The sequence below is a fragment of the Paraliomyxa miuraensis genome (assembly GCF_026337845.1).
GTDB lineage: Bacteria > Myxococcota_A > Polyangia > Nannocystales > Nannocystaceae > Paraliomyxa > Paraliomyxa miuraensis.
Genome location: NZ_JAOVZF010000034.1, coordinates 1 through 278 on the forward strand (window position 1 = coordinate 1; position 278 = coordinate 278).

General features: G+C 68.7%; 1 protein-coding gene. It reads right to left on the bottom strand.

Translation table 11 applies throughout. The features are described from left to right. Positions 1-278 (bottom strand): hypothetical protein (locus OEB96_RS00140; RefSeq protein WP_266213346.1); only part of this gene is annotated, 278 nt, incomplete at both ends.

Consider the following 278-nt stretch of genomic DNA (forward strand, 5'->3'; position numbering starts at 1 on the left):
GTCTGCGGATCGGTGCAGTCCCGACGGACCTCGCCGAGTACACCGAAGGCGCCGTACTCGAAGCAGGTGCTCGTCCCATGGGGATCGATGCTCACCGCCACCCGCGAGGCGGCGTCCGTCTGCAACAGCGAGGTTGCGCCGCTCTCGTCCGTGTGGGCGGTCTGCACTCCCTTCGCCAGCAGTCCGTAGGCGAAGTGCTCGTGGTCGCCGTCGGGGTGCTCGACGTCGGTCACCCGATCGAGGCCGTCGTACTCCGTGGTGGTGTAGGCGCTCGGCTG